Genomic DNA, 21350 nt, shown 5'->3' on the forward strand with positions numbered 1-21350 from the left:
ATCGACTCTTATTTTTGATTCTGCTGAAGTTGCTCGTTCATATACCGACGTACTTCACTGAGTTCGTGTAGATTAAACGTCACGTCTTCCCCTTCATAGCCCTGAGTCGCCTTACGAACGACCGCTACAACATTTCCCGGAAAATGTCCGTTCTTTATCACCCAACCGAGCGCTTCTTGTTTCGAGAGAAGGACACGTTCTTGTTCATAGGCCAGTCCGCGTAACAAGTTCAACACGCAATAAATCGGATTTTCATCCATCGTATCGAGACAGTCGAACGCATCTGCCCGAATCGCATCAGAAAAATGAGCGGAATCGAATCCGCAGAGCAATTGATGAAGTGGCTGTCCGCGCCAAGTGATGCCTCGTTCTAAAATCATCAACATATGAGCTGCCAAATCCGGATCGGTGAATCCTTGTTGCAATTCGGTCCGCTCTTCCCTACCTGCCTTTTCAAAACGTGAGCGCCACCCTTCACTATAGTGAAACTCGAAGGGACTCGGGTGACACCAGTCTTTTAGCTGCGCCGTCGTCATGATGCTCAGTTCGAGCGGATATGGTTCGTTGGAGTATGAGAGGCAACAGTCGATGAGTTTTTGTCGTTCCTCCCGAGTCAATGCGTTCGATACGACGAGCAACAAATCTACATCACTTCGTTTCGGATGAAAGCCACCCATTGCTAATGAACCATGAATGTATATATGCTGAACGGTTGGTAGAAATTCATCAATCGCTCTCACGAATGAAGCGATTGTATTCTCCACGTCTGTCGGAAGCTGTCTCATTCATCCGTATCCTCGTGCACATATTGAAGGACGGTCTCCGCCAGTTTTTCCGGTAGTCCCGCTTCTTTCAATTGTTCAAGCGAGGCCAGACGAATCTGTTTCATCGACCCGAAATGACGGATGAGCTGTTGACGACGCTTCGGACCGACTCCCGGAATCTCATCTAAAATCGATTTTGTCATCTTCTTCGTGCGCAAGCTGCGGTGGAAAGTGATGGCGAAACGGTGGACCTCATCTTGCATCCGCTGCAACAGATAAAAAGCACTCGATCGTGGATGGAGTTCTACGACCGCACCATGTTCACCGAACAACAGTTGGCTCGTCCGATGTCGGTCATCCTTTTTGAGTGAGCCGACCGGCAAGTCGAGCCCAAACTCGTTTTGGATGACGTCGAGCGCGGCATTCAATTGCCCGATTCCTCCATCAATCAATAGGAGATCCGGTAGACGCTTGTCTTCCGTCAACAGACGGCGGAACCGTCGCCGCACGACTTCACGCATCGTCTCATAATCATCGGGTCCTTGGACGGTCCGAATCTTATATTTCCGATACTCTTTCTTGAGTGGCTTCCCGTCTTCAAAGACGACGAGCGCCGATACGGCGTCCGCCCCTTGAATGTTCGCGTTATCGATGATGTCGACACGCGACAAGTTCGGGATGCCGATCGCTTCCCCGAGTTCACGCATCGCGAGTAACGTCCGCTCTTCGTCTCGTGCGAGCAATTCGAACTTCTCATTCAAGGCGATTGTTGCGTTCTTCGTCGCTAAATCGAGCAGTTGCTTTTTTGCCCCGCGTTTCGGCTGCATCACTTTCGTGCCGATGGCGTCATTTAATAAATCGAGACGGACCGTTTCCGGTACGAGGATCTCTTTTGGCACGACGTTTTGTTCATAGAACTGGACGACGAAACTTTCGAGTTCTTCGGAAGGCTCTCCATGCATCGGGAAGAGCGAGACATCTCGCTCGATCATCTTACCGCCTCGCATGTAGAACACTTGGACACACATCCAGCCTCGGTCAAGCGTATAACCGAAGACGTCTCGCGCCGTCGGGTCGGCCGTAATCATGTTCTGTTTGTTCATAATCGATTCGACCGCTCTAATCTGATCGCGTAGTTCAGCCGCCCGCTCGAACTGCATGTCTTCAGCGGCACGTCCCATCTCGACATTCAGCTTCGCAAGCGTCTCACTCGTCTCACCGCTCAGGAAACGACGAATCTCGTTGACGATCTCTTTTTGCGAATCCGTGTCGACCGCGAGCTCACAAGGTCCTAAGCACTGCCCGATGTGATAATAGAGACAAAGTTTCTTCGGCATCGGCTGACATTTACGGAGCGGGTATAGTTTATCGAGCAGACGTTTCGTCTCGTTCGCCGCGTAAGCGTTCGGGTACGGTCCGAAGTAATGCCCACCGTCTTTCTTCAGCTTACGTGTCGTCAATAGACGCGGATACGGTTCGTTCGTAATTTTGATGTACGGATACGTCTTGTCGTCTTTCAGGCGAATGTTGTACTTCGGGTCGTGTTTTTTGATGAGCGTCATTTCAAGGAGCAACGCCTCGAGTTCGCTCGCCGTCACGATGTACTCAAAGTCACGGATCTCTGCGACGAGACGCATCGTCTTGATGTCGTGTGCGCCCGTGAAGTAAGAGCGGACCCGATTCTTGAGATTTTTCGCCTTCCCTACATAGATGACCTCACCATATTCATTTTTATGCAAATAGCAACCCGGTTCGTCCGGGAGTAGCGCCAATTTATGTTTAATGTGGTCGGTATGACTCAATTCCATTCACCTCAGTTTAGCTTCCTCCTGGACGGGAAAAAGAGTGTGATATCTCGTCAGAGGAGGATTTTATATTATGAAACGATACGATGTCATTATTGTCGGTAGCGGATCAACCGCGAGCCAAGCCGCCACGATTTTACGTGACGCCGGTAAAGAGATTGCTATCATTGAAAACTGGACGTTCGGAGGAACGTGTCCCCAGCGTGGATGTGACCCGAAAAAAATGCTCGCCGAAGGTGCCGAACTACTCGCCCGCACGGAACGTATGCGCGAGCTCGGCGTCGAAGGAAGCCTTTCCCTTGATTGGTCATCCTTTAAAAAGCGGATTGATGAATATCGCTTCTCGATTCCTACGTCAAAAACGCAACATTGGAACGAGATGAACATTGATTTATATCAAGGGGAGCCTCACTTTATCGATGAAGACTCCATCGTCATCGATGGTCATGAACTCTCCGCCCCTCAATTTTTAATCGCGACGGGTCAAACACCACGCCCTCTCGACATCCCAGGTGGCGAACTGGCCATCACGAGCGATGATGTGTTCGACCTCGACGCGTTACCGAAATCGATTCATATTGTCGGTGCCGGCTATATCGCTTTTGAATTCGCCCATATCTTCCGCCGCTTCGGAAGCGACGTGACCCTTCTCATTCGTTCACGTGCGTTGAAAGCATTCGACCCGAACGTCGTCCATCGGCTCGTCGAGGAGTCGAAGCGAATCGGGATCACCGTCCGACATGACATCGAACCGACACGAATCGATGGGAACGTCTTAACGTTATCAGATGACTCTACCCTTGAAGGAGTTGTCCTTAACGCCACCGGGCGAATTCCAAGCATCGAGCGACTTCATCTCGAAGCAGCAGGCGTCAATGCCGATCATCAAGGTGTTCAGGTGAACGAGCATCTCCAGACGAGCAATCCGAATATATACGCCGCCGGAGACGTCGCTAACAGTCCAAATCCCGCCCTCACTCCGTTCGCCGGTCAGGAAGGTCGTCTCGCTGCATTGAACATGCTTCACGGGAATACGCGGGCACTTCCCGAGCGCCCGGCACCGACCATCGTCTATGCGACCCCACCGATTGCCAAAGTGGGTCTCACCGTGGAGGAAGCTGAAGCCGAGGGCATCGACTTCGACGTGAAAGAAACGGACATGTCCCATTTCCTCACCTATTCACGCATCAATGACACGACCGCCTATTCGAAAGTATTGTTGAGTGCGGAAGGTCACATCATCGGGGCACATCTGATTGGACACCATGCCCCGGAACTCATCAATCTGCTCTCTTTCATTATACAGAACAAACTGTCGCATCAACACGTGAAGCACTTAGAAGTCGCCTATCCGACGGCTGCCTCCGACCTGACCTATCTCATCTAAACAAAAGACGGGACTCGCCACACGGCGAATCCCGTCTTTCTCTTATTCGATTCCTTTATCCTTGTCTTCTTTCAATGCGTCTTGTAACGACTTCTCCCAAAGCGGGACTCCCTTCGCGTGCGCCGCACGTGAGATGAGGTGACCCCCGACAGGAGCCGTCAAGAGGACGAAGAAGAGACCGAGCAAGAGTCTTGCGTCAAATACCCGTTCATCGACATATACGTGAAGCACGGCCGCAAAGAGGACGAACATGACACCGAGTGTCGCACTCTTCGAGGCAGCGTGTGTTCTCGAATAAATGTCTGGAAGGCGGATGAGACCGATTGCGGCGACGACCGTGAAGAAGACGCCGATGATCGTGAAGATGCCGGTAATGAGATCAAAGATCATTGTCGCGGTCATGTTGGATAATCTCTCCCCTCTCTAAGAATTTCGAGAACGCCACCGTTCCGATGAAGGCCAAAATACTGAGTAGCAAGATGACTTCAAAATATAGGGTCGTATCGAGCAGGATCGACAGTAACGCGACGACCGAGATGAGCGCGATCCCGATGGAGTCGAGCGCGATGACTCGGTCTGCCGTTGTCGGTCCTTTGACGACGCGATACAACATCATCAACATCGCAAGCAAGAGAATGGCGAGCGAGATGTAGATGAGAATGTCTAGTAAATCCATCACTCTGTCGCCTCCTTAATGCTTGATTCAAAATTATCATAAATGTCTTTTTGCAAGGCTTCCTTATCCGGCATGTTGAGCGCGTGGATATAGAGCACGGAATTGTCTTTTGACACCTGAACGACGAGCGTCCCTGGTGTGAGTGTGATCAGCATCGAAAGCAAGCTGACTTTCCATCCTTTGTCGAGAGACGTCTCATATCGGAAGATTCCTGGTTGAATCTTGAGCTTCGGACTAAGGACGAGACGTAACACCTCGAAGTTCGCGAGGAACAGTTCCCGGATGAAGATGAGGAGCAATTTAAACAGACGCCAAACGCGTGTGAAGTAAAAGCTGCCTCCCCCTGACTTGAAGAATCGGCGCATCATGAACAAGATGAGCAATCCTAGTAGATATCCGACGAAGAATCCGCTCGTTGTGAACGATCCCGTGAGGAACATCCAGATGAACGCCAAGAAAAAGTTAATCAAAAGTTGATAAGCCATCTGTGTTTCACTCCTTTATCACGGCATCGATATAGATTTCTGGATTGACGAGCGGCTCAATCGCTTGCGTGATATACGGATGGATGGCTTCTGCCCCAAATCCGTATGCGACCGCAATGATGAGCAACAAGAAGACCGGTACAATCAAACGTTTCGTATATGGGACGAGTGGTCCGTCATACTCACGCTTCGCCTCTCCCCAGAATCCGTTCAAGAAGATCTTCATGACCGAGTAGAGGACAAAGAGACTTGATAAGAGGACGAGAAGTGGTCCGAACAGTTCTCCTTCGTCCATCCCACCTGATACGATCAATAACTTCCCGAAGAATCCACTAAGTGGCGGAATCCCTGCAAGCGAGAGCGCTGCGACGAAGAACGTCCATCCGAACAGTGGGAAGCGTGTGATGAGTCCACCCATATCGCGCAATTGACCGGATTTGGTGATCCCAATCATCATCCCGACGAGCATGAAGAGAACTGCCTTGATGATCATATCGTGAATCAAGTAGTAGAGCGACCCTTCAAGGGACGTCTGCGTGTTGACCGAGATCCCGTACAAAATGACCCCGACCGCAATCATGATGTTGTAGATGATGATCAGCTTCACATCGTTATAAGCGATGGCACCTGTCATCCCGATGAAGATCGTGAGGACAGCGAGCACCATGAGGAACGTCTGTAAAAACTCACCGTTCCCGTCAAAGAGTAGCGTGTACGTCCGCAAGATCGAGTAGACCCCGACTTTCGTCAAGAGGGCCCCGAACATCGCAAGAATCGGTGTCGGTGCGACCACGTACGCTCCAGGGAGCCAGTAGTGAAGTGGGACGAGTGCCCCTTTCATCCCGAAGACGATGACGAACATCACACCGATGACGGTGATGACGTCCGGGTTATCGACGAGCGGGATTTTCATCGCCAAGTCTGCCAAGTTGAGCGTACCTGTGACGCCATAGAGCAAGGCGACCGACATGACGAAGAGTGCCGAGGCGATGATGTTCACGAGCAAGTACTTGATGGACTCACGTAACTGGACGCCACGTCCACCGAGCACAATCAACACGTATGAAGACATCAAGAAGACCTCGAAGAAGACGAACAAGTTGAAGATATCACCTGTCGTGAAGGCACCGTTCACCCCGACGAGCAAGAAGAGCATCGAGATGTACAAGTAGTTGCCTTCATATGAGTCTGAGAAGTAATGGACGGCGAACCACACGATGAAGAGCGTGAGGAGAGTCGACGTCGTCACGAGTAGGGCTGACAACATATCCGATACGAGCGTAATCCCGAACGGCGCTTGCCAGTTCCCGAGGTTGAGGGTTTGAATCCCCTCCGTGGAGACCGTGTGCACAAGGAAGAGTGACACGATCGCCGTAATAACTAAAGCTCCAAGAGCCATCACACGCTGCAGCTGGACCCGTTTTGGCATGAACATCATGATGATGGCCGCAAGCGCAGGAATGACGATTGGAAAGACCGGTAAGTTAATCATACGATTCTGTTCCTTTCATTTCTTCCATATTGTCCGTGCTGAGCTCCTGATACGTGCGGTAGGCAAGTACGAGGAAGAACGCCGTCACCCCGAAACTGATGACGATTGCCGTCAAGACGAGCGCTTGCGGTAACGGGTCTGTGAATTCAGTCACACCGTCGACGAGGACAGGGGCTGCCCCTGTCTTCAACCCTGCCGTCGTCAAGACGAGAAGGTGTGCCGCGTGACTGAACAAGGCTGTGCCGATGATGATGCGTAACAAACTTCTTGAGAGAACAAGATAGACGGCACACATCGTCAAGACACCGATAATGATGCTAACGAAGATTTCCATTATTCACTCTCTCCAATCGTTTGTATAATCGTCAAGGTGATTCCGATGACTACGAGATAGACCCCTAAGTCGAACGCAATCGCCGTATGGAGCGTCTGTTCACCGAGAAGTGGTAAGTCGAACTTCCCGTAAGCATGCGTCAAGAACGGACGACCCAAGAATACCGAGTGAAGACCTGTCGCGAGTGCAATCAACAATCCACTTGCCGTCATGAGACGGTAGTCAATTGGAAGTACGTTCGCGAGCGTCTTCGAATCAAATGCGAGTAGCAACAAGACGAGCGCCGCGGATGTCATCAATCCACCGATGAACCCTCCACCTGGAGAATAGTGACCGGCAAAGAACAAATCGATCGAGAAGATGACGATGATGAAGAAAATGATAATCGCGGCCGTCTGCAAAATGACGTCATTGACGCGTTTGCTGTTTTGCTTCATGTGCACCTTCTCCTTTCGTACGTCGTGTTGTTCTAAATTTAATCATCGTGTAAATCCCGAAAGCCGCAATTCCGAGAACGACGATTTCAAACAAAGTATCAAATCCACGGAAGTCGACGAGGACGACGTTAACCATGTTTTTACCTGCTGCAAGCTCATACACGTTCTCTTTGTAATACTCGGAGATCGAAGTGAGCGATTTGTTCGTGAGTGCCATGAAGCTTAGTAGCGTCACGGTCGTCCCGACGAGAATGGCCACGATGGCATTCCCGACTTTGAAACGCATCCGTACTTCCTTCTTGCTGATGTCCGGCATGTGATAGAACACGAGCAAGAACAAGGCGACCGAGACCGTCTCGATGACGAGCTGCGTGAGTGCCAAATCAGGTGCACCGAAGAAGACGAAGAACAGTGCCACGCCGTACCCGACAACCCCAAGTAGGATGATGGACGGTAGACGCGAACGCATAAATAGAATCGCGAGCGCCGCAAGCATGACGACAGCTCCGAGCACGTATTCATACGGTGCAATCTCTGCCAAGTTCTCGAACGAGAATTGGTACATGTCGAACCACCAGATGCTAAAGAGCATCATGCCTGAGAGGAAGACGAAAATATAGATCAAATACGACCGGATGAAGCCAGTCATGTAATTGTCTTTAAAGCGATACGCCGCTTTGTTCGACCAGACGAGCGTACCATCGTACATCCCGTTGAGCGTCAAACGGTGTGGGATGCGGTTGTAGATCCCCATCCATTTGCCCATTTGCCAGAATAGCAACGAACCGAGAAGAACGACCCCGATCGTCATGAACAACTCTGGCGTCAAACCGTGCCAGAAATAGATGTGAACATCGACTTCTTGTCCTTGCGCAACGAGTGTCGGATAAATCGACTCGACGGCTGGTTTGATGAGCGAGTTCGACAAGACGTTCGGGAAGAATCCGAGACCGACAACGAGAAGCGCGAGGATGGCTGGCGAGATCAACATGCCAATCGGCGCCTCATGCGGTTTCTTCGGCAATTGATCGAACTTCGCTTTGCCCATGAACGTCCGGGTAAACAGCATGATGCTGTAGATGAACGTGAACACACTTCCGACGAACGCGATGACCGGAAGTAAAAGTCCAATCGTATCGAGTGCGAAGAAGTCGGCCGAGAAGACTTTCGTCGTCGCCTTCAAGAACATCTCTTTACTTAAGAAACCATTAAACGGCGGAAGACCTGCCATCGATAACGAACCGATGACGGCAATCGTGAACGTGATCGGCATGACAGTCATCAGACCGCCAAGCTTACGAATGTCACGTGTGCCCGTCTCGTGGTCGACGATTCCGGCCATCATAAAGAGCGAGCCTTTGAACGTCGCGTGGTTGATCAAATGGAAGATTGCTGCAATCGTCGCGACCATAAAGATGTTGTCATCCATACCGTCATAGTGGAGCGCAGCCGCACCTAGACCGAGGAGTGACATGATCAACCCGAGCTGACTGACTGTCGAGAATGCCAAGATTCCCTTCAAGTCGGTCTGCTTCACGGCGTTGAACGAACCCCAGAACATCGTGAACATCCCGACTCCGGCAATCGTCCATAGCCAGACCGATGACTCTTGGAACACCGGGCTCATACGGGCCACGAGGTAGAGACCCGCCTTGACCATCGTTGCCGAGTGGAGGTACGCACTGACCGGAGTCGGTGCTTCCATCGCGTCAGGCAACCAGATGTGGAACGGGAACTGCGCCGATTTCGTGAACGCCCCGAGCAAGATGAGAATCATCGCGACAAGGAAGAACGGGCTCTCGGCGATGACGCCAGAGTTCGCGACCATATCACGAATGCTGTACGAACCAATCATCGACTCGAGTAAGACGATTCCACCGAGCATCGACAATCCACCGAATACGGTGAGAAGCATCGACTTCTGTGCGCCGTAACGTGAACGCTCTTTCTCATACCAGTAACCAATCAACAGGAATGATGAAATCGATGTGAGCTCCCAGAACATATACATGACAATCATGTTGTCCGAGAGAACGACCCCGAGCATCGCACTCATGAACATCAAGAGATACACATAGAAATGCCCAAGTGACTCTTTGTCCTTATTCAAATAGTAAATGGAATATAAGACAACGAGTGCGCCGATCCCCGTAATGAGGAGGGCGAACAGTAGACTGAGTCCGTCAACGTATGCCGTGAAGTTGATCCCGAGGGACGGCATCCACGCAATCGTCTCTGTCACGACGTCCCCTGCACTCGTGATCGGAATGAATCCGGCGAAATAGGTGACGAGCACGACCGGTACGATCAAGACGAACCAGCCTGTATGAATTTGCTTCATCCCCCGAAACAAGAACGGGATGAACGGTGCCGCGAGAAGCGGCAACAAAATAGCTAAATGTAACAGCGACAAGAAAATTCCTCCTTCGAACAGAGTCGTACAATAGATCGAGCCGTAAAGTAAGTTCACTTGACTCCATCATGTCTTCCTCATGAGTATAGCGTAAATTTTCAGTCTGTTTCCATGATAAAAGCTTCCAGTCCGCGCACTCCCTCACTAAAATTCCGAATCTTTTAAATATGAAGGAAGCCGACGGAATTTCTTCAAAAAAAATTTTGAAATCAGACGATATGTATCGGATTTTTCCGTAAATGAGGGTGAGTGGAATAACTCAACCTATTCCCTACTTGCCTGTCCTTTTCCTTCTTTTCCGTTCGATAAAACAAAAAAGCAGCCGATACAGGTCGGCTGCTACGCAATTATTGTGCTGTTGCGATAAACTCTTTCAATGCTTCTTTTGGTTGGAAGCCCATTGTTTTCGAAACAGGCTCGCCATCTTTGAACATCATGAGTGTCGGGATACTTTGGATTTGGAAAGCACCTGCGACTTCAGGGTTTTCGTCGACGTCGAGTTTCACGATTTGGACTTGGTCACCCATTTCTTGATCGAGTTCTTCGAGAACTGGCGCGATCATGCGACATGGTCCACACCAAGTTGCCCAGAAATCAACGAGGACTACGCCCTCTTTTACATCTTGTTCAAACGATTGAGTCGTTGCGTGTTTAATAGCCATTTGTAAAAACCTCCCCAATAAGATGAGAGAGCTCTGATATAGAACTCTCATGCAATTCATGTTCAGAGTATACCACGGAGGGTAACAACCCCAAAACGTTTTGCTTATTAGCTATTGACGAGGTGCTTGCGGAACTCTTCTGTCAACATTGGGACGACATCGAACAAGTCACCGACGATGCCATAGTCCGCCACACTGAAGATATTCGCTTCCGGATCCTTGTTGATTGCGACGATGACCTTCGCGTTACTCATCCCTGCCAAGTGTTGGATTGCTCCAGAGATTCCGCATGCGATGTAAAGGTCTGGTGTGACGACTTTACCCGTTTGTCCGATTTGAAGCGCGTAGTCGCAGTAGTCGGCGTCACATGCTCCACGTGAAGCACCGACTGCTCCTCCGAGAAGTTCAGCCAACTCTTCAAGTGGTTTGAAGCCGTCTTCGCTCTTCACGCCACGTCCGCCTGCGACGATAACTTTCGCTTCCGCCAAGTCGACTTTCCCTGTCGCCTTACGAACGACTTCTTTGACGATCATCGCGAGGTCTTTCAATTCAACTGCTGGCGTTTCAACTGAGACGCTTGCACCTGCTTGACGCGCGAGTGCGTCGATGTTGTTCGGACGAATTGTGAAGAACATGACCGAGTCTTTGAACTTCACTTTCTCGAACGCCTTGCCTGAGTAGATTGGGCGAACGAATTCAGCGTCACGACCTGTTCCTTCGATAGAGACGACGTCACTGATAAGTCCAGCATCGAGACGTGCCGCGAGTTTCGGTGCGATGTCTTTCCCGAGAGCCGTGTGACCGAGGACGATCATGTCCGGATTTTCTTGTTCAATCAACTGACGGAGCACTTGCCCGTAGCCGTCTGGCGTATAGTGTTTGAGGCGATCGTCTTCAACGACGAGGACACGGCTTGCGCCATACTCCCCAAGTTCTTGCGCGAGTGATTGCACGTGATCCCCAATCACGACTGCCGTCACATCGTCTGTCAATTGCTTCGCCGCAGCGATGGCTTCGAATGATACGTTACGTAACGCGCCTTCACGCGCTTCTGCGAGTACTAAAGCTTTCATCTATGATCTCCCCCTTAAATGACTTTCGCTTCCGTGCGAAGAAGTTGTACGAGCTCGCTCACTTGTGTCGACATGTCGCCTTCAAGGATACGACCGGCTTTCTTCTCTTCTGGTAAGAATCGTTCAATCGTCTCGATTTTCGCTTCGATTTCATCTTCATCGAGGTCGATGTCCATGAGTTCGAGTTCTTCGAGTGGTTTCTTCTTCGCTTTCATGATCCCAGGCAAGCTCGGGTAACGTGGTTCGTTCAACCCTTGTTGCGCCGTCACGAGAAGTGGGAGTGCGACTTCGATGACTTCTGTATCCCCTTCGACGTCACGTGTGACCGTAGCCATCGTGCCGTCGATTTCAAGAGCCGTGATTGTTGTCACGTAGTTCATGTCGAGAAGTTCTGCGACACGTGGTGCGACTTGTCCGCTACCGCCATCGATTGCAACGTTCCCTGCAAAGATGAGGTCTGCGTCTTGTTCTTTCAAGTATGTGGCGAGCACTTTTGAAATCGTGACGTGGTCCGCATCTTCGACATCGTCCTCAATCGAGATCCGAACAGCTTTGTCCGCTCCCATGGCGAGTGCCGTACGAAGCTCTTTGTCCGCGTCTTCTGGTCCTACCGTGACGACCGTGACCTCTCCCCCGAGTGCGTCACGTTTTTGAATCGCTTCTTCGACCGCATATTCGTCATACGGGTTGATGATGAACTCAGCGCCGTCTTCTTGAATTTCCCCATTCTCGAGCTGAATCGCTTCCTCAGTATCAAACGTACGTTTCAGCAAAACAAAAATATTCATGGTTGATCCCCCTTTAGTCAATTCTTTCCCATCATTCATGAATCAGCATTCATTTTTTGAGCTAGTGATAGGGCTCACTGTTAAGTAAGCCCCTTCTTTAACATATGGTGCACATTCGGAAGCGTCGACATCAAGTCATACTTGAAGCCGCTCGCCATCCAGCTCGTCACAACCTCATCGATTGTGCCGAAAATCATCTGACGGGCGAGTCGATAATCTAGATCCTTGTCGAACTCTCCTGTCTCGATTCCGTGTTTGACGACCGAATCGATCAAATTCAAATATGGTTTGAGCACTTCTCCGATTTTTTGGCGAAGCACCAAGTTCGACTGTCGTAGTTCGATTTGTGTCACGACGGCAAGGTCGTAATCGGCCGACAGTTGTTTTAAATGTGATTCGATCAACTGATACAACTGATCTCCGGCTGTCGTCTCGTTCCCGATTTGTTGTTTCGAGTAGTCGATGAACAGCCCCATCTTCGCTTGGAACAACTCAATCAAGAGATGCTCCTTGTTTTTGAAGTACAAATAGATCGTGCCGTCCGCGACACCCGCCTCTTTGGCGATGGCTGTCACCTTTGCACCGTGATAGCCATGATTGGCAATTACTTTGACCGCCGCATCAATGATTCGGTCACTTTTCGAAATATGATTTGTCATTAACCCCAAGCTCCTTACCGCTGCAGAAAAATGAATGATGGTTCATTCATTTATTATTCTATCATGCATACGCTTGGTGTCAACTGCTTTGTTTCACTTGTTTCGCCTTCTCTTCGTCGACGAGGACACGGCGTAAAATCTTACCGACGAACGTCTTCGGCAACTCGTCACGGAACTCGTACAGCTTCGGCACTTTATAAGCCGCGAGCTTCTCACGACAATGCTTGTCGAGCTCTTCTTCGGTCACACTCGACCCGTCACGAAGGACGATGAACGCTTTGACCGTCTCACCACGATACGGGTCAGGGACACCGATACAGACCGCTTCCTTAACGGCCGGATGTTCGTAGAGCACTTCCTCGATTTCACGCGGATAGACGTTGAATCCACCAGCGATGATCATATCTTTCTTCCGGTCGACAATATAGAAGAATCCGTCCTCACCCATATAACCGAGGTCACCTGTCGCGAGCCATCCATCTTTCAAAACGGCTGCCGTTTCCTCCGGTTTTTGCCAATAGCCTTTCATAACTTGTGGACCGCTCAGCATGATTTCACCGATCTCGCCGATATCCGCTTCCGTCTCTCCGTCTGCTTTTACTATTTTAGCAGAAGTATCCGACAGCGGCGCACCAATTGAGCCGACGATCCGCTTATCCCATAAGAAGTTTGCGTGCGTAACCGGCGACGTCTCAGACAAACCATATCCTTCGACGATGCGACCGCCTGTGATTTTCTCGAACTCCTCTTGCACCTCAATCGGAAGCGGTGCCGAACCAGAGATACACGCTTCAATCGATGACAAGTCGTATTTTTTCAGTTTCGGGTCGTTCAAGATTCCGACGTACATCGTCGGAGCTCCTGGGAAGAAGTGCGGCTTTTTCTTTTGAATCGTCTTCAGGACATCCGTCACTTCGAAGCGCGGCACGAGCACAAGCTCATATCCGTTCGTGATCCCGAAGTTCAGACAGCACGACATCCCATAGACGTGGAAGAACGGAACGACACACAAGACGCGCTTCTCGTCCCCGCGATTATACTTATAGAATAAGTTCGTGATTTGATCCGCATTCGCCGTCAAGTTGAAGTGCGTCAACATGACGCCTTTCGGAAGTCCCGTCGTCCCTCCTGTATATTGAAGAACCGCGACGTCTTCTTTTGGATCGATGTCGAGCGGCGTGACCGGATTAAAGTCTTTGTAGTCTTTAAACGGCGTCGAGCCGGTCGTGTCGATGACAATATTATTTTCTCGTTTCACTTTGATTGGATACAGCTTGTTTTTCGGGAACGGTAAGTAATCGGCGATACTTGTCGTGATCACGGTTTGGATCTCCGTCTTTTCACTGACGCGAAGCGTTTTCGGATAGAGCAAGTCGAGGGTAATGACGATTTTGACGCCCGCATCCGTGATGAGGTTATCAAGCTCTCGTTCCGTATAAAGCGGGTTCGTCTGGACGACGGTCCCTCCTGCATAGAGCACGGCATAGAACGAGATGACGTATTGAGGACAGTTCGGGAGCATGAGGCTGACGCGGTCCCCTTTTTCAAGTCCTTTCGCTTGGAGCATCGTGGCGAGTCGACGTGCGGCATCATCGATTTCCGCGAATGTCCACTCTTTCCCGATAAAGGAGACGGCCGTACGATTCGGATAATCCTTTGCTGCGCGAGACAATGCCTCATAGAGCGGCTTTACCTCGTAATCAATCGACTGGGGCATACCTTCTGGATAATCTTGTAACCACGGTTTGTTCATCGCTGTTCCTCCTTGGAAATGAATACTCATTCAGTTAACTCTATTATAATGCTAAGAAAACGCTTTCATCTACCCTTTACCCGATAATTTTCAGAAAATATCAAAAAAAGCGATTGGATTTGTCATCCAATCACTGTCATACCCGCCTAAAATAGGAATTGTTTGAATCCAGCTGTTCCAACTTCTGATTCATCAGTTGATGTAACTCATTCTCGTGACGAATGTTCGAGAAATCCGTTCCGAACCACGCTTCCATCTCTGGCCGGGAGAAGGCATACGTCCGATTCGGGAAAGCGAAGCGGACGATCTCCGCATTCGGAATGAGCGTGAAGTAAGTAGCCGCATTCCGAATCGCGAGGCGCTCTTGCTCCGCTCGCTCCATCTCTGGATCTTCATAACGGACGGTCAACCCATAAGGACGCTTCTTCGTCTGCAACTCGACCGATTGATAGCATTCGTGTAGCGGCAAGCTCCCGGCAATCCCAACGACGGCGGCATTGTCCCCGACTTTCGAACCTTTGTATTCAAAGGCGTTTGGTTCCGGATTCGTGCAACCCACTAGTGAGATGGCGAGAACGAGCAACAGACAGAAGCGTTTCATAGGTGTCCCTCCTTACGATTTGAGTTTCAAGTTGAAGCGGTAGAGCAAGCGTTTGGCGAGTAAGTGCGCCAAAAAGGCACCGATTACAAAGCCAAGCACATACAAGATCATGTTTTGCGGGTACGAGATGACCGATAACAATACGCCACCTAACATCGCGAAGCAAATGACGATGACGATATGGATGAGCCACAACCAGCTCGAGAACATGAAGAATCGTCCATTGTTCTCTTGCGGTGCTTCCTTGAACATCCACAACCCGAGACCGAATGTGAGCACGATGTTCGCAATCGCAAGGATCGGGGCGTACGTGATAAAGTCATTCCACACCGACTGATCCGTATACACTGAATACATATCGACATTGAAAATATTGTTTAGCGGTGACAAAATTCGCATCGGGATACTCTCGAACGCTTCTTCAACGAACAAGAAGAGTCGATCTGGGAAAAACGCATAGAGTGAACCTTGGACGAGGAGTAAAATCCCCATCGGAAAGATGAGCGCGACAAACGTCCAGATGACTTGTGAGATGGACTCTCCGCCAAACGATCCCATCCATAACGAGAGCGAGAAGAACGAAATTCCGGATAGCATCAAGAATAGAATCATCGCGATCACTTTGAACTCTTTTCCTTCCATCAAGAAGGAGTAATCGGAGAAGCGGATGATGAGGAACATCAACGTCCCGCCAATCAAGGTCGATGTTACAATTCCTGTCGCACCGAGCACCCATTTCGATATGTATAGCTGGGTACGCGTGTACGGTAACGACATCGTGAAATCTGACATTTGGCTGTTGCGTTCACTTCCGATCAACACGGACGCCATGAGGGCACCGAAGATGACAAACAAGAAAATGACACCGCCTGACGGAATGAGTCCATTTAGACCTCCGAGGTATCCGTATCCAGATCCATCCCCGAAGAAGTCTTCCGGCACCATCTCGTTCACATCACCTGTCACAATATCTGGGAAGTCGCTCGGGTTCTGTTTAATTTCAAGAATCTGTTGTTCGTACGCATACATATCTGTCCACACCGGCACCGTGAAAGCGACGATCCCTAAGAAGACGAGCAAGATCCAAAGTAACGACACTTGTTTCCAATCTTTCTTCAACAACACTTTAGACGGCATGAGCTTCTCCTCCTAACTGGATACGGAACACGTCTTCGAGAGACATCGGGATCTCTTCGATGAGCATCGGATTGTATGAATCGATGAACGCCTCGAGCTCGTCCGTCCGTTCTTTCGCCATGAATAGCACGACACGTCCTGTCACACTAATGATTTCGATATCTTTTCGTTCGAGCAACTCGACCGGGACATGATCGTTGAAGACGACTTGCCACTTGATGCTGAGGGCACGCGCCTCTTCGAGCGACATAATTGCTTTGACGCGCCCTTTCTCGATCATGATGATGCGGTCGGCGATTCGTTCGAGCTCATGCAGCTGGTGACTCGAGACGATGATCGAACAGTTCCGCTTCTCGACTTGGGCGATCATCAGTTTCAACACATCTGACTTGGCGACGACGTCTAGACCGTCCGTCGGTTCATCGAGCAGGTAGTATTTCGCTTGGACGGCGAAGGCGAGCGATAACGTGACGAGCGCTTTCTGCCCTTTTGAAAGCTGGCGAATCTTTTTGTTCTCGATGTTGTAACGCGTCAACGTCTCACGGAAGGCGGAACGATTGAACGATGGATAGATTGACTCGTACAAGTCCGTCGCTTCGTTTACCGTATAATGTTTGAGCGCATCTGCCGAATCCGGTACGAAGATGACGTCCCGCTTCAATCCTGCGTCTTTAAAGATACTTTTCGTTCCATATAACACGTCTCCCTGATCTGGGCGGATGATTCCGACCATCGTCCGGAGAAGTGTCGTCTTGCCGGCACCGTTACGCCCGACGAGCGCAACGATTTCTCCTGATTCGACGGTAAAGTCAATTCCGTCCAAAATCGTCTGACGGTCGATTTGTTTACTTAGCTGCTCAACTTTCAGCATTGGCTTCCCCTACTTTCTCATATTCGGTCCGCAATACGTCGATGGCTTCTTCTAATGGCACATTCGCATAATGGCAATCAATCGCAATCTTCTTGATCGATGCGATGACCGGTTCTCTTGATGCATCGTCGTCTACCCAGTCTTCGGAGACGAATGTCCCGCGCCCGCGCCGCATCTCGAGGAGGCCGAGTCGTTCCAACTCCTGATACGCCTTACTGACCGTATTTGGATTGATGACGAGGTCGGTGGCGAGTTCGCGTACAGACATCACCTTGTCTCCCGGACGTAAGATGCCGCGGATGACGAGCTCTTTCGTTTGATTGACGATTTGTTCGTAAAGCGGTTCTGAACTCTTCATATCAATTTTGTATAACATGGGTCACACCCTCTCGTAGTCAATGTCACTCTTTAAGTGTATTATATGTATTAGTACACGTAATTGCAATAGTATTTCGAGGGCACTTTCAGTTTACAGGGAAATGGAAATGATTTGAATAAGACTTTGGACCGAGGTTTCTCCTCGATTTATCAGGTACATTGGGAAAGAGGTGACGAAATGATGAAAAAACGAATCGTGGCAATCATTGTCGGCGGGATTTTAGCTAGCGGCTTATTCGTGTATACGACACTTGAGAAATCCGAGGCACGGGACGCCTACAACACTTATGTAAAAGAGACGTACCAGGAACAACCCGATATCGAACTGTCACGTGATTGGAAGATGGGCGGTTATGTCGGGGAAGTCACATTGACGAACGAACCGTTCGCCGGCACTTATTTTCTTGAGACGTACGGTGACGGCTCCATCCACGACAATGTGCTCGAGACGTATTGGGAACGTGAGGCGGAACGAACGATTTACGAGCGGCTCGTATCGGAAGGATTCTTAAAAGAGGAAGAGACCGTCCGTGCGGAGGTGCCGATTGGGGTGTCCGATGATGCGCAAGCGAACGTCAGTCCGACCCCGACGTCCATCTATGAGACGAATCCGAAGACGTATCTCGACGTCTCGATCATGTTTCATGAAGACTGGAACAACACGGACGAACAGAAACAGCGCATTCTCAACGTCATCCGCGAAATCGAGTCTGACGTCTACTGGATCCATTTCTCGTTCGACGGGAAACCAGGTGGCAATGACGACTATACGGAACGGTATATGATGTTCACGCGTGAAGCGTCTGATCTCGACCCGTCATTCCTCGACGTGCGGACGATTGAGGATTTGAACGCCTACGACCGTCTGTACGGATTCGACGAGACGACGTTCATGACAGAATATCATTTTGATGGCACTCCGATTGAAGACGAGACGACACGGTAATTTCCGTGTCGTCTTTTCTTGAGCGTTTGACTTTACAGGCAATCCGAAACATTGTATCGTTTGACAAGTCAATGATTGATAAGTCAATTGAGAAAGGTGGGACGCAATGGACCTACGTGAAATCAGCCGATTACTTTACCAAATCAAGTTGGCGGAACAAAACGTCGCATCGTCGTTCGAACGGGAAACGGGCTTTAGCCTGACCCGCTACGAGATGCTACAAGTCGTCAAAGAACGAGGCGTTTGTTCGCAACGCGAGATAAAAGAAGAAATGAAAATCGACAATGCCGCGATCACCCGACATTTAAAAATCCTTGAGGAAAAAGGATATGTCGTCAGAGAGCGGAACGCGGAGAACCATCGCGAGATGTTCGTCCGTGTGACAGAGAAAGCAGAGCAAGACCTCGGTCATTGCGAGCGAGACGAACAGGCCAACCACCTCGTCTTAAAAGCCTTGTCCGCTGAAGAGATTCAACACTTATCCGGACTGCTTCAAAAATTGAACAGTCACACCTAAACAGAGAAAGAAGGAATTCACCAATGGCAACTACATTCGAAAACAATACATTCAAAGACGTCATGTTCGGTCGTAAATCAATCCGTGTCTATGACGAGAACGTGAAAATCTCACAAGAAGAGATGCTCGAGATGATTCAGGAAGCAACGACTGCCCCATCATCGGTCAACATGCAACCATGGCGCTTCGTCGTCGTTGAAAGCCCAGAAGCGAAAGAGACGCTCAAGCCGCTCATCAAATTCAACACGCGTCAAAACGACACGTCTTCTGCAATGCTCCTCATCTTCGGAGACATGGAGTGCTACGAGTACGGCGAACAAATCTACGATCAAGCGGTCGCAGAAGGCAAAATGCCACAAGAAGTTCGTGACCAACAGCTCGGCGCAATCATCCCTTACTACAAAAACCTCTCGAAACAAGAGATGAACGACATCGTGAAGATCGATGCGAGTCTCGCTGCGATGCAATTCATGCTCACAGCACGTGCTCACGGCTATGACACGAACCCAATCGGTGGTTTTGAGAAAGACCAACTCGCTGAAGCGTTCGGTCTCGACAAAGATCGTTACGTACCGGTCATGATCTTGTCTGTCGGGAAAGCGGCAGAAGAAGGCTACCAATCTGTACGTCTTGACGCTCAAACGGTCACATCGTTCAAATAATTCACCACACAATCGGAGGAATCAAACATGATCTTAGTCAACGCCACATTCGATATCCAAGCATCACAACGCGAGAACTTCTTGCGTGACATCCAAGTTTTAATCGACTCATCAAAACAAGAAGCGGGCTGCGTTGGATATGACCTATACGAGTCAACGTCTGTCGAGAACCGTTTCGTCATGATCGAGAATTGGGAAGACCAAGCTGCTCTCGAGCAGCACAACCAAAACCCGGTCCTCATCAACTTCGCACAAAACGTCGCGAACTACGTGTCTGCGAAACCAGTCGTGCAAGTAGCAGCGGTCAACTAATATGTCGACGCTCACCCTTGTGCTCGGGACACTCGTCACCATCGAATTCTTCTATATCTTCTATTTAGAAACGATTGCGACAGCGTCTTCCTCGACGTCACGTGTCTTCCGCATGTCGAAAGACGAGCTGACGAGAGACTCAGTATCGGTTTTATTCAAAAATCAAGGAGTGTATAACGGATTGATCGGGGTCGGGCTCTTATACGGGCTATACGTCTCCCCCAATCCGCTCGAGATTGTCACTATGATGCTGATTTATATCATTCTCGTTGCCCTATATGGCAGTATCACAAGTGACAAGAAGATTATCCTGACACAAGGTGGGCTTGCTATCTTGACGTTGATCTCGATGGTGATGTGATGACAGAAAAAGCGTTCGACCTGAGAAAAGGTCGGACGCTTTTTTGCTTGTATCCACTATACTAAATAATGAGGTGATGATCTTGAGATACACATGCCCATGTTGTGGCTACCAGACGTTAAAAGAGGAACCACCGGGCACATACGATATTTGTCGAATCTGTTTTTGGGAGGACGACGGGGTTCAATTCGACGATCCCGATTATAAAGGCGGTGCGAATACGGTGTCGCTTCGACAGGCTCAACAAAATTTTATTCAATTCGGTGCGAGTGAACGACTTTTTTCTGACTCTGTCAGAAAACCAAATGAACGCGACAGAAAAGATCCGGACTGGAGACCGTTCCCCAACAAGCTGACATAATGGTAGGTCACCCGTATAAGAGATGACCTTAATCATTCAGCTCATTGAATCTGCCTCCACAACGCTTCATCGACGACAAAGAACGATTCATGGGAACATACCGCAAGCACGCACGTCTCCCCCTTATAAAACATCAAGTCTTCTGGAAGTTCTGGATTGAGCCAACTGAACAATGAGCCACCATGCTCTTTTAGGAACTGTGCTGTCCGATAATTCATATGGAACGAATATAGATACGCCGTATCCCCAGATAGTCTTGTCGTCTCCCATTCACTTACGATGGTTCGTTCCATCAAATCCCAGCGAATCTCTTCCGTCAGTTCATCCATATACGCCAGGCGCTCTTCTTCGATCTCCATTCGGCGCCTGTCTTCCACGAACGTAAAGTGAGTACAGTGCCCAAGCAAAGTATCGATGAGCGCCTCATAGCGGTTCCCCTTTATATCCTGAGTGATCATCAGCATGCTTCAAGTCTC

Annotated in this window: 26 protein-coding genes; 7 read left to right on the forward strand and 19 right to left on the reverse strand. The window is 49.7% G+C overall.

Going from position 1 to position 21350, the window contains the following annotated elements; genetic code table 11:
* Positions 1-8: 8 nt before the first annotated feature.
* Together ACQKD4_RS09455 and uvrC are read right to left on the reverse strand one after the other, a co-directional pair.
* A complete protein-coding gene (locus ACQKD4_RS09455; RefSeq protein ID WP_427373128.1) occupies positions 9-785 on the reverse strand; it encodes an aminoglycoside adenylyltransferase domain-containing protein in 777 nt (258 codons plus the stop codon).
* Entirely contained in the window at positions 782-2572 is a 1791-nt protein-coding gene (uvrC, locus tag ACQKD4_RS09460; protein ID WP_427373129.1) for an excinuclease ABC subunit UvrC, read from the reverse strand. Before uvrC ends, ACQKD4_RS09455 begins: the two co-directional genes overlap by 4 nt.
* 70 nt (positions 2573-2642) lie before the next feature.
* On the opposite strand from uvrC, the gene ACQKD4_RS09465 reads away from it, so the two are divergent.
* Positions 2643-3956: a dihydrolipoyl dehydrogenase family protein gene (locus ACQKD4_RS09465; RefSeq protein WP_427373130.1), complete on the forward strand. Its 1314-nt coding sequence runs from the start codon at positions 2643-2645 to the stop codon at positions 3954-3956.
* A gap of 42 nt (positions 3957-3998) precedes the next feature.
* Here ACQKD4_RS09465 and mnhG read toward each other — a convergent pair whose 3' ends face one another.
* The 16 genes from mnhG to ACQKD4_RS09545 all read right to left on the reverse strand — a co-directional run bounded on the left by mnhG (position 3999) and on the right by ACQKD4_RS09545 (position 17713).
* Complete coding sequence (mnhG, locus tag ACQKD4_RS09470; RefSeq protein WP_015881097.1) at positions 3999-4358, reverse strand: monovalent cation/H(+) antiporter subunit G; 360 nt, start codon at positions 4356-4358, stop codon at positions 3999-4001.
* Entirely contained in the window at positions 4336-4632 is a 297-nt protein-coding gene (locus tag ACQKD4_RS09475) for a Na(+)/H(+) antiporter subunit F1 (protein WP_026826530.1), read from the reverse strand. The genes mnhG and ACQKD4_RS09475 overlap by 23 nt, the downstream gene beginning before the upstream one ends.
* Positions 4632-5117, reverse strand: a complete 486-nt coding sequence (locus ACQKD4_RS09480) for a Na+/H+ antiporter subunit E (RefSeq protein ID WP_214785303.1) — start codon at positions 5115-5117, stop codon at positions 4632-4634. The genes ACQKD4_RS09475 and ACQKD4_RS09480 overlap by 1 nt, the downstream gene beginning before the upstream one ends.
* 7 nt (positions 5118-5124) lie before the next feature.
* Positions 5125-6609, reverse strand: a complete 1485-nt coding sequence (locus ACQKD4_RS09485; protein ID WP_427373131.1) for a Na+/H+ antiporter subunit D — start codon at positions 6607-6609, stop codon at positions 5125-5127.
* Positions 6602-6943 carry a Na(+)/H(+) antiporter subunit C gene (locus tag ACQKD4_RS09490; RefSeq protein ID WP_015881093.1) on the reverse strand — a complete coding sequence of 114 codons (342 nt, stop codon included), beginning with the start codon at positions 6941-6943 and terminating at the stop codon, positions 6602-6604. The genes ACQKD4_RS09485 and ACQKD4_RS09490 overlap by 8 nt, the downstream gene beginning before the upstream one ends.
* Positions 6943-7380, reverse strand: a complete 438-nt coding sequence (locus ACQKD4_RS09495; RefSeq protein WP_214785305.1) for a Na(+)/H(+) antiporter subunit B — start codon at positions 7378-7380, stop codon at positions 6943-6945. Before ACQKD4_RS09495 ends, ACQKD4_RS09490 begins: the two co-directional genes overlap by 1 nt.
* Positions 7352-9793, reverse strand: coding sequence for a Na+/H+ antiporter subunit A (locus ACQKD4_RS09500; RefSeq protein ID WP_427373133.1), 2442 nt, complete (start codon positions 9791-9793; stop codon positions 7352-7354). Before ACQKD4_RS09500 ends, ACQKD4_RS09495 begins: the two co-directional genes overlap by 29 nt.
* A gap of 347 nt (positions 9794-10140) precedes the next feature.
* Positions 10141-10455: a thioredoxin gene (gene trxA, locus ACQKD4_RS09505; RefSeq protein ID WP_015881090.1), complete on the reverse strand. Its 315-nt coding sequence runs from the start codon at positions 10453-10455 to the stop codon at positions 10141-10143.
* Positions 10456-10562: 107 nt separating this feature from the next.
* A complete protein-coding gene (locus tag ACQKD4_RS09510) occupies positions 10563-11528 on the reverse strand; it encodes an electron transfer flavoprotein subunit alpha/FixB family protein (protein ID WP_427373134.1) in 966 nt (321 codons plus the stop codon).
* A gap of 14 nt (positions 11529-11542) precedes the next feature.
* Complete coding sequence (locus tag ACQKD4_RS09515) at positions 11543-12316, reverse strand: electron transfer flavoprotein subunit beta/FixA family protein (RefSeq protein ID WP_214695234.1); 774 nt, start codon at positions 12314-12316, stop codon at positions 11543-11545.
* Positions 12317-12396: 80 nt separating this feature from the next.
* A complete protein-coding gene (locus ACQKD4_RS09520) occupies positions 12397-12975 on the reverse strand; it encodes a TetR/AcrR family transcriptional regulator (protein WP_214695232.1) in 579 nt (192 codons plus the stop codon).
* 79 nt (positions 12976-13054) lie between these two features.
* A complete protein-coding gene (locus tag ACQKD4_RS09525) occupies positions 13055-14728 on the reverse strand; it encodes an AMP-binding protein (RefSeq protein ID WP_214785308.1) in 1674 nt (557 codons plus the stop codon).
* Between the two features lie 136 nt (positions 14729-14864).
* Positions 14865-15329 (reverse strand): DUF4825 domain-containing protein, encoded by a 465-nt coding sequence (locus ACQKD4_RS09530; RefSeq protein WP_427373135.1) that lies wholly within the window; start codon positions 15327-15329, stop codon positions 14865-14867.
* A 12-nt stretch (positions 15330-15341) separates the two neighbouring features.
* Positions 15342-16466: an ABC transporter permease subunit gene (locus tag ACQKD4_RS09535; RefSeq protein WP_427373136.1), complete on the reverse strand. Its 1125-nt coding sequence runs from the start codon at positions 16464-16466 to the stop codon at positions 15342-15344.
* Complete coding sequence (locus ACQKD4_RS09540) at positions 16456-17337, reverse strand: ABC transporter ATP-binding protein (RefSeq protein WP_214695225.1); 882 nt, start codon at positions 17335-17337, stop codon at positions 16456-16458. Before ACQKD4_RS09540 ends, ACQKD4_RS09535 begins: the two co-directional genes overlap by 11 nt.
* Entirely contained in the window at positions 17324-17713 is a 390-nt protein-coding gene (locus ACQKD4_RS09545) for a GntR family transcriptional regulator (RefSeq protein WP_074032742.1), read from the reverse strand. Before ACQKD4_RS09545 ends, ACQKD4_RS09540 begins: the two co-directional genes overlap by 14 nt.
* A gap of 183 nt (positions 17714-17896) precedes the next feature.
* Here ACQKD4_RS09545 and ACQKD4_RS09550 point away from each other — a divergent pair, with 183 nt between their 5' ends.
* The 6 genes from ACQKD4_RS09550 to ACQKD4_RS09575 all read left to right on the forward strand — a co-directional run bounded on the left by ACQKD4_RS09550 (position 17897) and on the right by ACQKD4_RS09575 (position 20874).
* Positions 17897-18661, forward strand: a complete 765-nt coding sequence (locus ACQKD4_RS09550; RefSeq protein ID WP_427373137.1) for a hypothetical protein — start codon at positions 17897-17899, stop codon at positions 18659-18661.
* 106 nt (positions 18662-18767) lie between these two features.
* The gene (locus ACQKD4_RS09555) at positions 18768-19178 is read left to right on the forward strand and encodes a MarR family winged helix-turn-helix transcriptional regulator (RefSeq protein ID WP_427373138.1); all 411 of its coding nucleotides are present in this window, start codon (positions 18768-18770) and stop codon (positions 19176-19178) included.
* Between the two features lie 23 nt (positions 19179-19201).
* Positions 19202-19840, forward strand: a complete 639-nt coding sequence (locus ACQKD4_RS09560; RefSeq protein ID WP_214785313.1) for a nitroreductase family protein — start codon at positions 19202-19204, stop codon at positions 19838-19840.
* A gap of 27 nt (positions 19841-19867) precedes the next feature.
* Entirely contained in the window at positions 19868-20152 is a 285-nt protein-coding gene (locus ACQKD4_RS09565) for a putative quinol monooxygenase (protein WP_026826548.1), read from the forward strand.
* A 1-nt stretch (position 20153) separates the two neighbouring features.
* Positions 20154-20513: a DUF1304 domain-containing protein gene (locus tag ACQKD4_RS09570; RefSeq protein WP_427373139.1), complete on the forward strand. Its 360-nt coding sequence runs from the start codon at positions 20154-20156 to the stop codon at positions 20511-20513.
* Between the two features lie 82 nt (positions 20514-20595).
* Complete coding sequence (locus ACQKD4_RS09575) at positions 20596-20874, forward strand: CPCC family cysteine-rich protein (protein ID WP_427373140.1); 279 nt, start codon at positions 20596-20598, stop codon at positions 20872-20874.
* 41 nt (positions 20875-20915) lie between these two features.
* Here ACQKD4_RS09575 and ACQKD4_RS09580 read toward each other — a convergent pair whose 3' ends face one another.
* Positions 20916-21338 carry a stage III sporulation protein AH gene (locus tag ACQKD4_RS09580; RefSeq protein ID WP_427373141.1) on the reverse strand — a complete coding sequence of 141 codons (423 nt, stop codon included), beginning with the start codon at positions 21336-21338 and terminating at the stop codon, positions 20916-20918.
* Positions 21339-21350 lie beyond the last annotated feature (12 nt).

This window comes from Exiguobacterium sp. NPDC077395 (genome assembly GCF_050269125.1).
In the GTDB taxonomy this organism is placed as follows: domain Bacteria; phylum Bacillota; class Bacilli; order Exiguobacteriales; family Exiguobacteriaceae; genus Exiguobacterium; species Exiguobacterium aestuarii_A.

Excerpts from the sequence above, each read along its gene's own strand:
- ACQKD4_RS09555 (WP_427373138.1), top strand. The coding sequence starts at position 18,768 with ATGGACCTACGTGAAATCAGCCGATTACTTTACCAAATCAAGTTGGCG.
- ACQKD4_RS09565 (WP_026826548.1), top strand. The coding sequence starts at position 19,868 with ATGATCTTAGTCAACGCCACATTCGATATCCAAGCATCACAACGCGAG.
- ACQKD4_RS09520 (WP_214695232.1), bottom strand. The coding sequence starts at position 12,975 with ATGACAAATCATATTTCGAAAAGTGACCGAATCATTGATGCGGCGGTC.
- ACQKD4_RS09515 (WP_214695234.1), bottom strand. The coding sequence starts at position 12,316 with ATGAATATTTTTGTTTTGCTGAAACGTACGTTTGATACTGAGGAAGCG.
- ACQKD4_RS09570 (WP_427373139.1), top strand. The coding sequence starts at position 20,154 with ATGTCGACGCTCACCCTTGTGCTCGGGACACTCGTCACCATCGAATTC.
- ACQKD4_RS09525 (WP_214785308.1), bottom strand. The coding sequence starts at position 14,728 with ATGAACAAACCGTGGTTACAAGATTATCCAGAAGGTATGCCCCAGTCG.
- ACQKD4_RS09545 (WP_074032742.1), bottom strand. The coding sequence starts at position 17,713 with ATGTTATACAAAATTGATATGAAGAGTTCAGAACCGCTTTACGAACAA.
- ACQKD4_RS09550 (WP_427373137.1), top strand. The coding sequence starts at position 17,897 with ATGAAAAAACGAATCGTGGCAATCATTGTCGGCGGGATTTTAGCTAGC.
- trxA (WP_015881090.1), bottom strand. The coding sequence starts at position 10,455 with ATGGCTATTAAACACGCAACGACTCAATCGTTTGAACAAGATGTAAAA.
- ACQKD4_RS09495 (WP_214785305.1), bottom strand. The coding sequence starts at position 7,380 with ATGAAGCAAAACAGCAAACGCGTCAATGACGTCATTTTGCAGACGGCC.
- ACQKD4_RS09540 (WP_214695225.1), bottom strand. The coding sequence starts at position 17,337 with ATGCTGAAAGTTGAGCAGCTAAGTAAACAAATCGACCGTCAGACGATT.
- ACQKD4_RS09480 (WP_214785303.1), bottom strand. The coding sequence starts at position 5,117 with ATGGCTTATCAACTTTTGATTAACTTTTTCTTGGCGTTCATCTGGATG.
- ACQKD4_RS09455 (WP_427373128.1), bottom strand. The coding sequence starts at position 785 with ATGAGACAGCTTCCGACAGACGTGGAGAATACAATCGCTTCATTCGTG.
- ACQKD4_RS09560 (WP_214785313.1), top strand. The coding sequence starts at position 19,202 with ATGGCAACTACATTCGAAAACAATACATTCAAAGACGTCATGTTCGGT.
- ACQKD4_RS09465 (WP_427373130.1), top strand. The coding sequence starts at position 2,643 with ATGAAACGATACGATGTCATTATTGTCGGTAGCGGATCAACCGCGAGC.
- ACQKD4_RS09510 (WP_427373134.1), bottom strand. The coding sequence starts at position 11,528 with ATGAAAGCTTTAGTACTCGCAGAAGCGCGTGAAGGCGCGTTACGTAAC.
- ACQKD4_RS09580 (WP_427373141.1), bottom strand. The coding sequence starts at position 21,338 with ATGCTGATGATCACTCAGGATATAAAGGGGAACCGCTATGAGGCGCTC.
- mnhG (WP_015881097.1), bottom strand. The coding sequence starts at position 4,358 with ATGACCGCGACAATGATCTTTGATCTCATTACCGGCATCTTCACGATC.
- ACQKD4_RS09490 (WP_015881093.1), bottom strand. The coding sequence starts at position 6,943 with ATGGAAATCTTCGTTAGCATCATTATCGGTGTCTTGACGATGTGTGCC.
- uvrC (WP_427373129.1), bottom strand. The coding sequence starts at position 2,572 with ATGGAATTGAGTCATACCGACCACATTAAACATAAATTGGCGCTACTC.
- ACQKD4_RS09535 (WP_427373136.1), bottom strand. The coding sequence starts at position 16,466 with ATGCCGTCTAAAGTGTTGTTGAAGAAAGATTGGAAACAAGTGTCGTTA.
- ACQKD4_RS09485 (WP_427373131.1), bottom strand. The coding sequence starts at position 6,609 with ATGATTAACTTACCGGTCTTTCCAATCGTCATTCCTGCGCTTGCGGCC.
- ACQKD4_RS09475 (WP_026826530.1), bottom strand. The coding sequence starts at position 4,632 with ATGGATTTACTAGACATTCTCATCTACATCTCGCTCGCCATTCTCTTG.
- ACQKD4_RS09530 (WP_427373135.1), bottom strand. The coding sequence starts at position 15,329 with ATGAAACGCTTCTGTCTGTTGCTCGTTCTCGCCATCTCACTAGTGGGT.